This window comes from Paraburkholderia acidipaludis NBRC 101816, assembly GCF_000684975.1.
In the GTDB taxonomy this organism is placed as follows: domain Bacteria; phylum Pseudomonadota; class Gammaproteobacteria; order Burkholderiales; family Burkholderiaceae; genus Paraburkholderia; species Paraburkholderia acidipaludis.
The window spans coordinates 131,116-143,977 of sequence record NZ_BAXZ01000002.1 but is presented as its reverse complement, the minus strand read 5'-3'; the positions used below and the strand labels follow the sequence as shown (position 1 = coordinate 143,977).

The window sequence follows — 12,862 nt, the reverse complement described above, 5'->3', positions numbered from 1 at the left end:
AAAAGCGACAAAAGGCGCGACCCATGACGGGCCGCGCCTTTTTTATCGCCTTTAAAGCGAAGTATTCCCTTTATAGCGGAGACATCGCCGAAGTTCGGGTACGCGGCGCGGAAGCGCGAGCTGCCTTCGGTGTGCGCTCGCCGTCCAGCAGCGCCTCTTCGGCCTCGGCTTCATCGAACGCTTCCTGCGCAACAGCATGCTGCGACGCATGGCGTTCGGTAGCGGGCACCGGGCGGGCAAGGCCGTCCTTCACCCACTGTTCGCCGAGTTGGCCGTTCGGTGTCTGGCTGAAATGCTCGACGAGGTGGTCGATAAACGTGCGCACCTTCGCCGGCAGATGGCGGCGGCTCGGATACGCAATGTTGATCTCCACCTGAGGCAGCCGGTATTCGCCGAGCAGGCGCACGAGCCGCCCGCGCGCCATGTCCCGGCCAATCAGGTAGCTCGGCAGGATCGCAATGCCCATTCCGAGCAGCGCGAACTGGCGCAGCATTTCCGTGTTGTTCGCGACGATCACGTTGGTCGGGCGCACGCGGATTTCGCCGTCCGGGCCCGTGAAGACACGCTCGTCGCCCCAAAACTCCGAGGGCAGCGACAGGCACGGATGCTCCATCATCTGCTCGGGACGCGTGGGTGTGCCGTGCTTTTCGAGGTAGGCGGGCGTCGCGCACACCGTCATGCAGCCCGTCGTGAGGCGCCGCGTGACGATGCTCGCGCTGCGCATCTGGCGCGCCGTGACCACGCCGAGATCGAAACCCTCCTCGACGAGATCGACCTGACGGTCGACGAGCGTCACGTCCGGCACGACCTGCGGAAAACGCTGCGTATAGGTCTGCAGAACCGGGGCGAGATTATGGAGCCCGAACACGACGGGCGCGACGATGCGCAACGTGCCGACGGGCTCGTGATTGCGCGCAACCACCATCTGCTCGACGTCTTCGAGTTCGTCGAGAATCTGGCGGGCGCGTTCCAGATACACCTGACCGGATTCGGTCAGCGAGAGGCTGCGGGTCGTGCGGTTGAGCAGACGGGTGCCGAGCCGGCCTTCCAGGTCGGCAACGTGACGCGTCGCAACCGCGTTGGAGATATCCATCGCGGCGGCGGCCCGGGCAAAACTGCCGAGGTCGGCCACCTTGACGAATACTCGCATCGACTGCAAATGATCCATGAGACAACTCCTGCCTTGTATTACGGTTCGCTGAAACACAGCTCAGCGGACCGCGAATTCTCCTACGACCAGGGATTTCCTGCAGAAGTTGCCTACGATTCCCACGTTTTATTGAGATTTTCTTTAATTGTGTTACTCAACGAATTAACCACGCGTTCATTGTTTCCTGACAAGAAACAATTTTGCGCGTTGCAGCAAAAAAGCGCGACAACAAGCGAATAGCCAGCCTGTCGCGCCATGCGCAGATGCAGCAATGAAAAAGGCCGCCCGAGGGCGACCTTTGTTAGTAAGCACTCACATTTAGACAATTCAAGCCCCCAGGCGCTCTTCCAGCTTCTCGCGCGTCTGACGTAGCGCCTGCGGCAATCCGTGCGCGAGCTTTTCGAACAGCTCGGCGTGCAGCACCAGTTCGGCCCTCCACGCCTCGCCATCGACCGAGATCACCTGGTCGAACTGCGCCGGCGTGAAATCGAGGCCATGCCAATTCAGATCGTCGTAACGCGGCGAAACCCCGAACGCGTTCGTGTCGCCCTGCGCTTCGCCCTCGATGCGCCGCACCATCCACTCCAGCACGCGCATGTTCTCGCCGAAACCCGGCCATACGAACTTGCCATCCGGCCCCTTGCGGAACCAGTTCACGCAGAAAATGCGCGGCAGCGTCGCGCCGAGTTGCGTGAGCTTCGCGCCCACGTTCAGCCAGTGCTCGAAATACCCGGCCATGTTGTAGCCGCAGAACGGCAGCATGGCGAACGGATCGCGACGCACCACGCCCTGCTGGCCGGCGGCGGCGGCCGTGGTTTCCGAACCCATGGTCGCCGCCATGTACACGCCTTCGGTCCAGTCGCGCGCCTCGGTCACGAGCGGCACCGTGGTCGAGCGGCGGCCGCCGAACAGGAACGCGTCGATCGCCACGCCCTTCGGATCTTCCCATTGCGCGTCGATCGACGGGCATTGCGAGGCCGGCGCCGTGAAGCGCGCGTTCGGATGCGCGGCCTTGCGGCCGGTCTCCTTCGCGATCTCGGGCGTCCAGTCCTTGCCCTGCCAGTCGATCAGGTGCGCGGGCGGGGTGTCGGTCATGCCTTCCCACCAGACATCGCCGTCGTCTGTCAGCGCGACGTTCGTGAAGATCACGTTCTCCTTGAGCGTCGCCATGGCGTTGTAGTTGGTCTTCTCGCTCGTACCCGGGGCCACGCCGAAGTAGCCCGCCTCCGGGTTGATCGCGTAGAGGCGGCCGTCGGCGCCGGGCTTGATCCAGGCAATGTCGTCGCCGATCGTCGTGATTTCCCAGCCGTTCATGCTGGGCGGCGGAATCAGCATGGCGAAATTGGTCTTCCCGCACGCCGACGGGAACGCTGCCGCGACGTGATACTTGCGGCCCTCGGGCGAACGCACGCCCAGTATCAGCATGTGCTCGGCAAGCCAGCCTTCGGCGCGGCCCATCGTCGAAGCGATGCGCAGCGCGAAGCACTTCTTGCCGAGCAGCGCGTTGCCGCCGTAGCCGGAGCCATAGCTCCAGATTTCGCGCGTTTCGGGGAAATGCACGATGTACTTCGTGTCGTTGCAGGGCCACGGCACGTCCTTTTGGCCCGCGGCGAGCGGCGCGCCCACCGAGTGCACGCACGGCACGAACGCACCGTCCTCACCGAGCACGTCGTAGACCGCCCGACCCATGCGCGTCATGATCCGCATATTGACGGCCACGTAGGGACTATCGGACAGTTCCACGCCGATATGCGCGATGGGCGAGCCTAGCGGTCCCATCGAGAACGGCACGACGTACATCGTGCGGCCACGCATCGCGCCCGCGAAGAGGCCGTCGAGCGTCGCGCGCATTTCGGCGGGTGCGATCCAGTTGTTGGTCGGCCCGACGTCCTCCTTGCGCTCGGCGCAGATGAAGGTGCGGTCCTCCACGCGCGCGACGTCCGAAGGATCGGAGCATGCGAGATACGAATTCGGCCGCTTCGCGGGATTGAGCTTGCGCAGGGTGCCGGCTTCGACCATCTGCTGACACAGGCGGTCATACTCCTCCTGCGAACCGTCGCACCAGACGATATGCTCCGGCTGCGTATGCGCGGCAACCTTCTGTACCCACTCGATCAGTTTTCGGTGGCGCACCCAGGCAGGCACATGCGCTGCGGCCTGGGCCTGGAAGTCGGGATGATTCATCGAGCGTTCTCCATTCAGGGCTGTAAAAAGGATTCGGCCCTTTTCGACGCTGCAAGCGAGAGGCGCAACCGCTGCGAAGCGAATGCTTGACGGCAATCAGCATCCTGTTCAGTTCGCGCAGTTGGGCAGGTCGTCAAGGCCCTTTCAGCAGGGGTTCGAAACCGTCTGTAAAGCGGCTTGCATCGCAACCCGACAAGCTGTTAAAAGTTGCAAATTCGCGGCGAGACCCGCGCCAGATACATCACATGCAAGAGCAACCGTGGTACCCGCAACGATTGGGGATAACGCGAAGCGCTCCGCACGCAAAAAGCTTTAGCTATTCATACCAGCCCTGCGCGTGCTGCATAGTGGGAAAACCACCAGATGAACACGAGCCGCGCCAATAACGGTGCGGCAGATCACCAATCCGTGCCATGAAAATTGCCATCCTTGACGACTACCAGGACGCCGTCCGCAAGCTCGACTGTTTTCAACTGCTCGCCGACCACGAGGTCAAGGTTTTCAACAACACCGTGCGTGGACTCGGGCAGCTTGCCAGCCGCCTCTCCGAAGTCGAAGCCCTCGCGCTGATCCGCGAGCGCACGCGCATCAGCTCGCAACTACTCGACAAGCTCCCGCATCTGCGCATGATCAGCCAGACGGGCCGCGCCGGACCGCACGTCGATATCGAGGCCTGCAGCGAGCGCGGCATCGCGGTGCTCGAAGGTTCGGGCTCGCCCTTCGCGCCCGCCGAACTCACCTGGGCGCTCGTCATGGCCGCGCAGCGGCGCATCCCGCAGTACGTCGCGAACCTGAAGCAGGGTGCGTGGCAGCAGTCCGGCCTGAAAACCTCGGCCATGCCGCCGAACTTCGGGCTCGGCCAGGTGCTGCGTGGACAGACGCTCGGCATCTGGGGCTACGGCAAGATCGGCCGGCTCGTGGCGGGCTACGGCAAGGCGTTCGGGATGCGCGTGATCATCTGGGGCCGCGAGCATTCGCTCGAAGCGGCGCGCGCGGACGGCTACGAGGCCGCGGCGAGCCGCGAAGCGCTGTTCGAGGAAAGCGATGTGCTCTCGCTGCACCTGCGCCTGCACGACGACACGCGCGGCATCGTGAAGCAGGAAGACCTTCTGCGCATGAAGCCCACGGCGTTGCTCGTCAATACGAGCCGTGCGGAGCTGCTGGAAGAGAATGCGCTGCTCGGCGCCCTCTCGCACAACCGGCCGGGCATGGTGGCGATCGACGTGTTCGAAAGCGAGCCGATCCTGCAGGGTTACAGCCTGCTGCGCATGGAAAACGTGATCTGCACGCCGCACATCGGCTATGTGGAACGCGAAAGCTACGAGCTGTACTTCAGCGCGGCGTTCCGCAACATCCTCGCGTTCGATGCCGGCGACACGTCGAGCGTCGCCAATCCGGACGCACTGCAGGGCGGACGGCGCAAGTAAGCCCTGGGGCGGGCCGCCTACACGTGCGCGGCGGCTTCGAGCACCTCGGGCAGCCGCTCGAGAAAACGCTCGCCGTCCACGCGGCCCAGGTTGTAGGCGTGCGGCATCAATTGCGGACTCGTATAGTCCCAACTCGAGATCGGCACTCTCGCCGAAGGCTGCAAGTAGATGCGCTGCTGCTCGCCCTGCGGCCCATGCGGCACGACGAACATCTGCGGACGCGGATAAAGCCGCGTCACCATCACGAGCACGCGGCCGGGCGCGGCGTCGAGCGCGCCCACCGGCACGTTGTCGACCATGCCGCCGTCGAGCACGGGACGCCCGTTGCGCCGCAGAACCGGCGTGAACGGCGGCGTGCAGGAGGACTGCAGGATCAGGTCGGCGAGCTCTTCGACGTTCGCGCACGCCTGCGCGGTCACGAACTCCGGGCGAAAACCGAGCGTGCGGCCAAGCGTGGGATGCAGGGTCTTGCGGATGTGCTTTTCGATGTTGTACGCGATCAGACCCGCCGCGACGGCGCTGCGCGCGCCGAGCCAGCGCGGCACATGCGAAACGCCGATGCGGATCTCGGGCGCGTCCTTGAGCTTGCCAAAACGCTCGCCATAGATGTCGAGCAGCGCCTGGCGATAGATGCGGTAATGCGGGAACACCGACTCGCCGCGCAGCAGGTTGCCCCAATACGCGTTGCGCTTGTTGTGGCGCAGCGCGTCTTCGTAATAGCGCATGACCCAATCGGCATCGCGCGTGTACAGCATGCACGCCGTGGCGGCGCCTGCCGAAATACCGGTGATCACGCGCGGACGGATCTGCAGCTCGGGCTGCACGATGTCCCAGAAACCGGCCTGCCACCAGCAGCGGTTGCCGCCGCCGGCGAAAACTACCTGATCGAACATGCGTTGGGGTTCCTTCCAGCCTAGGGGCGCGCCTCGTCGAGCAGCGCGTAGGTGGATGTTGCATGAACGGCCATGCGGCCGTCTTCGTCGTAGAGTTCCACCTCGCCAAAGACCAGATTGCGGCCCATGCGCAGCACCCGGGCGGTGACGAGCACATCGCCCTTGCGGACGGCGCGCATGAAGTTCGTGTTCAGCGCCACGGTCGTCATGGGCCTGAATTCGCCCAGCGCCGCCGAAATGGCGACGATCATCGCGGTATCCGCGGCGGCCATGAACACCTGGCCGGAAATCGCACCGCCCGCGTGGCGCAGTTCGCCGGAAAACGGCAGGCGCAAGGTGACGCTCTCGTCGCTGACTTCGACCGGCTTCAGCCCGAGCGCGCGCACCCACGGCGCAAGCACGCGCTCCAGCAGCGCGTCGATTGCTTTGTCGTCCATCGATTGCCTTTCTGAATGCGGTCCGGGCGGCGGTTCCAGCGAAGCGGCCGGCGCGCGGCTCAAGTCAAGTACAGATGTGGCGACATCATACCGGGATGGCGCCGCGCCGCGGGTAATGGACGTAAGGGGCGCAGGGCTGCGAGCATGACCTGGAGCGGCGGCCGAGCTCACGGGTATTTTTCTCAGGAATTTTGCGAAAAGGGCTTGGCAAGACTCAAAATATCCTGCATAATTTCACTTCTCTTGGGGCGTTAGCTCAGTTGGTAGAGCAGCGGACTCTTAATCCGTAGGTCGAGTGTTCGAGTCACTCACGCCCCACCAAAGAATTTTGCAAGACAAATCAAGGCCTTAGCGTAGATGCGCTAGGGCCTTTTTGTTTTTCCAGCCCCCAATTAACTGGACTTTGGTGCAGATTGGGTGCAGTCGCGACAATGGCCTTCGATGAATTTCCACTTTTGGGAGTCGTTGAATGGCAAGCATCTACAAACGCGGGGCCTTCTGGCGGGCACAGATCCGCCGTGGCGCAATAACTCTAAGCGAGACGTTCGACACTCAAGCTGAGGCTAAGGCTTGGGCTTGGGATGTGGAGCGCCAACTCGAACGCGGATCGTTCATCGACCCTCGTATCGAGAAATCCACGACGTTGGGTGAGCTCCTGCAGGATTACGAGCGGCTCGTCGTACCGCACAAGCGCTATCCTGGTCAGGAGCGCCAACGCATCAATCGCTGGCTCGAAACCCCTCTGGCCACACGCACCCTCGCCAGCCTGCGCGGCAAAGACTTCTCTCTGTATCGAGATGCTCGTCGAAAGGCCGGCCGCGCGGAAAATACCATCCGCCTCGAGCTGCAGCTTGTCTCGAGGATCTTCGAGCTAGCACGCAAGGAATGGGGCTACGAGGGCCTGAAGAACCCACTGAAGGACATTACCAAGCCTTCCGGCAGCCAGGCGCGCGAGCGTATCCTGGAACCTGGTGAATTCGAAAAGCTGCACGCGCGACTGAGCGCCAGTGAGAATCCGTGGGCCGCTCCGGCATTCGAGCTCGCGATTCTCACGACGCTCCGCGCCGGTACGCTCTTCGCGCTTGAGTGGCCCTGGATTAACCTCGCCAAACGCCTGATCGAGATCCCGCCCCACGCACGCGGCACCGCGAACAAAGGCGTGCCCGCCCGCCTCCCCCTATCCCTGCGAGCCGTGAGCGTCTTTCGCTATCTGGCCGCATTGCACCAACCGACTCGCATCCACGACCCGAAGCGCATGCAGATCGGCCCGGTGAACGTCGACCCGACTCAGCTGCACGGCCCCGTATTCGGGTGCTCGCGTAACGCCGTGATCATGGTCTGGAAACGCGTCGTCAAAGACAAGCAAAGTGGCTTTCCCGATCTGCGATGGCATGACCTTCGACATACAGGCGTTACGTCCCTCTTCCTCAAAGGATTACATCCGATGCAGGTCGCCAGCATCTCTGGCCATCGTTCGATGCAAATGCTAAAGCGCTACACCCATCTTGACCCCTCTTCACTCTTGCCGCTTCTCGATTAAGACCAGGGTAACAGGAGTTCGACGATGAGTGCCCAGATGACTCGAAAACCGCGCAGCCTTGACCCTGTGAAACCAGCTCGCTGCCGCAAGGCACAGGCGATCATGGAAGAGGCACGCGAAGCTGGGATTGGCTTGTCCACAATTCAGCGGGCGACAGGCAAGAATCCGAGTGATCTTTTTTACTATGCGCGCGGCGGAAAAGCACCAAGCGCCGCTGGATTTCAGCACTTCGAGAACGTCATGGCCGAACTGATCGGGCGTGCACCCAGAAAGCTGTATATCCTCGTGCCGCCACTTGGCCTCTCGTTCGAGTTAGCCAAGCGCAACGACATGCCGTATTCGCGTCGAGTGCGCGCGTTCCTGAAATACGTCTTTTCAATCGACCCGGAATTGATCGAGATTGACGAGAACACCGCCGCGGCCTACCTTCAGCTGATCAATAGCTGCTCATTTGCATCGTTGCAGGCGCGCAAGTCCCATCGGAATGAATGGCTTACTGAGCAGCGAGCACGCTTGGGAGCGTGGTACAGCTATTACATGGAGGCCGGCGACGTCTGGAAATATGACGGCCCAGACGATCCGAGATTGCGAGCGTATCAGCGGTTCATCGAATTGACGCTGAATTACCCCTAATGCCTGACGGAAAAGCGCATTTCGCCGGCAGCAATAGCCAACGCGCAATATGCGATATTGACCGCCCGATACACCACCTTAATCTCATTAAGCGGCGCGCCATAACAGAGCATTCCGTCGATAGTGAGCCTCGCCATCGTCGATATGCATCCCACTAGCTCCTTGCACGTGCCATCAGAAGGCTCCAGGTCGACGATACACTTTGCGATTTCGGCGTTGTAGTCGAAGTCGTCGAGCTCTACCGGACTCGTTATAAAGTGACGAGCAAGATCAACAAATCCCGCCGCAAAAAGCGTCCTCAACAGGTCATGCGCCTCGTCGGGTGTTGACGTAAGCGAATTAACTATCATTTTTTGACTCGCTTGCACCAGTTGCGGCCAAAACCGGAAGGTTAAGAAATCTCCGATCCGTCTCGCGTATCAAGCCGGCATTCAACCACTCGTCAACTTGTAATTGAGACAGCACCCCATCATTGACGAGCTTGTATATCGCTGCCCCTGTGAGCACAAGCCTTCTTCTGCGATCTTCGCGTGATTGCGCAGCAAGCCGCGCATTCTTACGTGCACTTACAGCGGCTTGTCTCGCCTTCAATTGCTGAAGCTTTTCGCTGGTCTTTCGAATCTGTTCTTCGATAGTTAGGTTTGCCATTTCTGCAGCCTCAAAAATTCACTTGGTCAATCGTATTTTGTTGTAGCGATCGTTCCAAGCGACTTAGCCCACATCGACACAAAAAGCGAAAAGCAAGAATCCCGACGCGGCATACCCTTGCCTCAATGGTTAGCCCACCGGGGTTTTTTCGGCCCCTGTGGCCTGAACAGCACGCCTAGAGTGTCGTCCTTCGGACGACACGCGTGGAAGGAGGGAAATTCCCCTCCTTCACCTCCCGAACAACAACGGCAGATGCAACGGCAACGTCAAAGGCAAAACCCACCGTGGCGATTGGGCAAATTGATGTGAAGGCAGTTCAGCGCAGCAAGGGTTATTCGTCCGTTGCCTCTGTCGCGTATCAAACGGGCGAGCGCCTCGTCGACCCGCGAACTGGCGTTGTCCATAACTTCAAGCGACGACACGGGGTAATCCATCGGCATTCGCGTCTCGTGCTGCCGCATGGCATGCCGGCTCCTAAGCGTGGCGAATTTTGGGGCCGTGTCGAGCTAAGTACCAATCGAGCAAAAGCTGTCCCTGCGCGGAAGTTCTATGTTGCGCTTCCACATGAGCTCTCCACTTCGCAGCAGCGCGCGCTTCTTTATGAATTACAAGACACGATTTCGAGCGCTTACACGGTTGCTGTCGATGCAGCACACCACGAACCGGAAACACGTGGAGAGGCGAGAGGCCTCAATTGGCACGGGCATGTGCAGTTCACCACAGCCGCCATCAACGCGGACGGCAGCTTTGGCCGCAAGGTTGATGAGCTCGACCCGATCTGGTGCGAGCGCAACGGTAAGCCCAATTTTACTGATTGGCTCTGGCCCACGTGGGTCGAGATGGCGAATCGCCACCTGGAGGCCGCTGGCCGCACGGAGTGCCTCAAATTGCACGAAGGCGCCGCCCCCATTCCCACCCCCCAACCCAGCGAGGAAAAACGTGAATTTACCCAACACCGATTTGACGATGAACGAGGTATTGCCGACCAGCAAGACCTTATCGAAATTCGACACGCAGCCGGCAACCGTTTGCACCAACTGTCGAGCTGCGGTCTGGCAGGAACTACAACCGATGCCCGACCAGCAAAATGGTTCGATCCGCGTGTATTGCCGGGTGATGCACGTACTCGTGGACGAGCTGCTGGCGTCCTGCGACGGGCAAAACTAAATCCTGCACAGGTGCCGGCGCGCCGTGCCGGCCGCACCAAACCACAGGAAAAGCACAGTCACCGCTCACGTATCGAGCTCGAACTTGAGCAGCAGATTCACCGCATGGAATTTCGCCTTGAAACACTTCAAGGCGAACGCATTGCTATGCAACCCCTCACCGCTGATGAGGAAGCGTTTTTCGCCCACCAGGAGAACTTGATTATGTCGGACGTTGAACAGCCGTTGCCGCTCAAAACGCACGAAGAAGTCGATCAGCTTTATAACGATCGCGAGGCTCGTTGGCCTCTCTTTTCGGAATATCAAAAGGCAGACGCCGAATTCAAAAAGTACGTGGATTTCAAGCTTTGGCTCCTGCGCTTCTACGACGTACCTCGGGAAGTTGAAGAAGCAGCCTATCTGGCACGTGTTCGCGCCGCGCAAAGCAGTGCGACCCCAGGTCCGGATCGTGTTGATGGACCAGAAAACGGTCGACGTACGTGGGTCGATCGTGGCGCGCCGTTACATGCAATCGCCCCATCGGCCGCGGGCAATTCCGTCTGGATGAAGAAAGCGGCCTCTCCACGCCCACCCGAAGCGACTCAGAATCTCACACGTCAATTCGACATTTACGATGGCGACCGGATCGTCGCGCAAGTTACCTTGAGAGACGACTTTTTCACGGTCGAAAATTGCTCTGATCCGGATCTCGCCGCCGAGCTTGCGCTCAACCACGCACGCGATATTGGCTGGGATGCTGTCTATATCCATGGAACGCCCGATTTTCGCGCGGCGTTGCTCCGTCAGGCCGACAGCGGACAGCCGCCGATCCCGGTTTATGACCGGGCTTCCGGAACCGCCTTGAATGACGCCGCACGAGCTCAAGAAAAACTGCGTGCGCAAGAACAGCTACGAGTAACTGCGACGTCGATCGCGGCAGCCAAGCTTCCCGAAGCGCCTGCACCGATTTATCCGCTGACGAGTTCAAATGTCGACAAGAACACCGTTGAACTAACGTCGTGGTGGCGCTCTGCGCTGGAAAAGATCAAAGACGCTTTCCAGAAGCGCTGGGGTCAGAAAACGGATGCCGAACTCGATACTGCGTATGTCGACGCACAGCTTGCCAAGCAAGCATTCGCCAAAGGACATGATTTCGATCCGGTCACCGTTGCGATCGCCGAAACAAACCGCGAACGGTATCCAACCGATCAGGCCATGGTGGATTACCTGATTCGCACGGCGGGCGCCACTGCAATTGCGTTCCAGTTTTCAAGCAATGGCCAACCGGTTCCCGACTGGGATGAACTCGTCCGCCTCGCCCGCGACCAGTACGAGCTCCAGCACGCTCAAAGGGAGCCAGACGGCGAAACCGACACGCTGCAGGACGAGCACAGCTCGCATCGATCTGCCTAGCATGCCCCCGCAAATACCTGGTCAGCCGCCCGCTTTGCGGGCGGTGAAGCGCTCGCCGCGCAGCGTTTTTGCTCTCTCAATCGCGCTCGGCACCGCCATCTTCCCTGAGTTCGTCGCCCTTGGCCGCGACCGTAGCCGCCCAGCCCGCGCAGGCAAGGATTCGCTTCGCCGCGTCCTCACCCGGTCCCCTTCGGGGCTGCGGCTTCCGGGCGCGTCCTTGCCTGCGCGGGCTGGGCGGCTCCTTAAGTCGCAGGGCGACGAACTAAGGGAAGACGGCGGCAGCGGTACCGGACGCGGCCGATCGTGCAAAAACAAACCCTACGTCGGGCTCTGAATCTTGGGATCCGGTCAGAAAAGGAGATGCAACCAATGAAAGCAACGCAATATTTCGACGCGCGCCTGATCGAGGTGAGCGCGGTCGGTGAAATCGTGGTCGAGTATCAAGGTGGAACGGTGCGCCTGCCAGGATACCCGCGTAGCGACGGCATGATCGACACGTGGATTACCGAGGAAATCGGCAAGATCGGAGTCGCGACATTCGCGCCCGAGACAGAGCATTCGCCCGCGTTCTATCGCTTCGAACCCTATGCCAATCAGACCATGCGGCGCGCGTATGAGCTGGACATGTTTGCGCGGCCTGAGCCGCCGGGGATTGGCTTTGATGGCTACAACGTCGAGTCTATCGGTTGGCGTAACGACGTGTTGCCCGAGGGCTTTCTTGCGCCACGCGGGATCGTTCCCGGCGCGAATGGATTCATCTCTGACGAGACGATCAATATCACCATCGGCATTCCTCCCGAGTTTTGCGATCTTTGTGCGGAAGTTAAACGGAGTCCCGAGGACGTGCTGCGCGGTTTCATTGCCGACGCAGCAGGTCTGAACAACTATATAAATTGCCCGCGTGCGGACGGCTTCGGCAGTAACGGGAGTGACGAGCGCATGATGGCTCGCGACTACTTCGAACGTGCTCACGGCATGTGGCGCGACAGGTACAGCTGAGCGAAAACGATTCGTGGTCCAGCGGGCAACGCCACGCGCAAATTTATCGTTACAGGGATAAAAATGAACACCGAAAACAATGCCATCGAAACCAACCTCGTGCCGTTCCCGAACCTGCCTTTTCGCCTGCGCGGGCCTCGCCGGATCAACTACCCAGATATCCCGGTCCAGACGTCGATCACCGAAGCATATCGGGCTCTCCAGTTGTTGCGTGAACTGTTCCTGGACGAGGATGCTTATAGCGGGGTCGTCGGCCTGATCGACGAGCGGCTGGAGCACGGCATGACGGAAGAAGATGAAGCCATGCTGCAAAGGATTTTCTGGCTGCTCGATCTCTTCGAATCCGATATTGAAAACTGAGAGGCACCGCTATGAACGAGAGAAAAATACACA

At 60.6% G+C, this 12,862-nt stretch carries 12 protein-coding genes and 1 tRNA gene; 7 read left to right on the top strand and 6 right to left on the bottom strand.

What is annotated here, in order from left to right; genetic code table 11:
• Window positions 1-70: 70 nt before the first annotated feature.
• Together BAC01S_RS01710 and BAC01S_RS01705 are read right to left on the bottom strand one after the other, a co-directional pair.
• Entirely contained in the window at window positions 71-1,168 is a 1,098-nt protein-coding gene (locus BAC01S_RS01710; protein WP_027793205.1) for a LysR family transcriptional regulator, read from the bottom strand.
• Window positions 1,169-1,477: 309 nt separating this feature from the next.
• A complete protein-coding gene (locus tag BAC01S_RS01705) occupies window positions 1,478-3,334 on the bottom strand; it encodes a phosphoenolpyruvate carboxykinase (GTP) (RefSeq protein ID WP_027793204.1) in 1,857 nt (618 codons plus the stop codon).
• A 413-nt stretch (window positions 3,335-3,747) separates the two neighbouring features.
• On the opposite strand from BAC01S_RS01705, the gene BAC01S_RS01700 reads away from it, so the two are divergent.
• Window positions 3,748-4,761, top strand: a complete 1,014-nt coding sequence (locus tag BAC01S_RS01700) for a D-2-hydroxyacid dehydrogenase family protein (RefSeq protein WP_027793203.1) — start codon at window positions 3,748-3,750, stop codon at window positions 4,759-4,761.
• 17 nt (window positions 4,762-4,778) lie between these two features.
• Here BAC01S_RS01700 and BAC01S_RS01695 read toward each other — a convergent pair whose 3' ends face one another.
• Window positions 4,779-5,654 (bottom strand): patatin-like phospholipase family protein, encoded by an 876-nt coding sequence (locus BAC01S_RS01695; protein ID WP_027793202.1) that lies wholly within the window; start codon window positions 5,652-5,654, stop codon window positions 4,779-4,781.
• A gap of 20 nt (window positions 5,655-5,674) precedes the next feature.
• Window positions 5,675-6,091, bottom strand: coding sequence for a PaaI family thioesterase (locus BAC01S_RS01690; protein WP_027793201.1), 417 nt, complete (start codon window positions 6,089-6,091; stop codon window positions 5,675-5,677).
• A 245-nt stretch (window positions 6,092-6,336) separates the two neighbouring features.
• Between BAC01S_RS01690 and BAC01S_RS01685 the strand changes: the two genes are divergently transcribed.
• The 3 genes from BAC01S_RS01685 to BAC01S_RS01675 all read left to right on the top strand — a co-directional run bounded on the left by BAC01S_RS01685 (window position 6,337) and on the right by BAC01S_RS01675 (window position 8,264).
• A tRNA-Lys gene (locus BAC01S_RS01685) sits at window positions 6,337-6,412 on the top strand.
• 148 nt (window positions 6,413-6,560) lie between these two features.
• Entirely contained in the window at window positions 6,561-7,631 is a 1,071-nt protein-coding gene (locus BAC01S_RS01680; RefSeq protein ID WP_027793200.1) for a site-specific integrase, read from the top strand.
• 24 nt (window positions 7,632-7,655) lie between these two features.
• Window positions 7,656-8,264: a hypothetical protein gene (locus BAC01S_RS01675; RefSeq protein WP_027793199.1), complete on the top strand. Its 609-nt coding sequence runs from the start codon at window positions 7,656-7,658 to the stop codon at window positions 8,262-8,264.
• Here BAC01S_RS01675 and BAC01S_RS01670 read toward each other — a convergent pair.
• Both BAC01S_RS01670 and BAC01S_RS34325 read right to left on the bottom strand, forming a co-directional pair.
• Window positions 8,261-8,614 (bottom strand): hypothetical protein, encoded by a 354-nt coding sequence (locus BAC01S_RS01670; RefSeq protein ID WP_027793198.1) that lies wholly within the window; start codon window positions 8,612-8,614, stop codon window positions 8,261-8,263. The two genes, BAC01S_RS01675 and BAC01S_RS01670, sit on opposite strands and share 4 nt — an antisense overlap.
• Window positions 8,604-8,912 (bottom strand): hypothetical protein, encoded by a 309-nt coding sequence (locus tag BAC01S_RS34325; protein ID WP_156954275.1) that lies wholly within the window; start codon window positions 8,910-8,912, stop codon window positions 8,604-8,606. Before BAC01S_RS34325 ends, BAC01S_RS01670 begins: the two co-directional genes overlap by 11 nt.
• Window positions 8,913-9,115: 203 nt before the next feature.
• Between BAC01S_RS34325 and BAC01S_RS33575 the strand changes: the two genes are divergently transcribed.
• The 3 genes from BAC01S_RS33575 to BAC01S_RS01640 all read left to right on the top strand — a co-directional run bounded on the left by BAC01S_RS33575 (window position 9,116) and on the right by BAC01S_RS01640 (window position 12,829).
• Window positions 9,116-11,470, top strand: coding sequence for a MobA/MobL family protein (locus tag BAC01S_RS33575; protein WP_084168130.1), 2,355 nt, complete (start codon window positions 9,116-9,118; stop codon window positions 11,468-11,470).
• Window positions 11,471-11,839: 369 nt separating this feature from the next.
• The gene (locus BAC01S_RS01645; RefSeq protein WP_027793194.1) at window positions 11,840-12,469 is read left to right on the top strand and encodes a hypothetical protein; all 630 of its coding nucleotides are present in this window, start codon (window positions 11,840-11,842) and stop codon (window positions 12,467-12,469) included.
• Window positions 12,470-12,532: 63 nt separating this feature from the next.
• The gene (locus BAC01S_RS01640) at window positions 12,533-12,829 is read left to right on the top strand and encodes a hypothetical protein (protein ID WP_027793193.1); all 297 of its coding nucleotides are present in this window, start codon (window positions 12,533-12,535) and stop codon (window positions 12,827-12,829) included.
• Window positions 12,830-12,862: the final 33 nt, after the last annotated feature.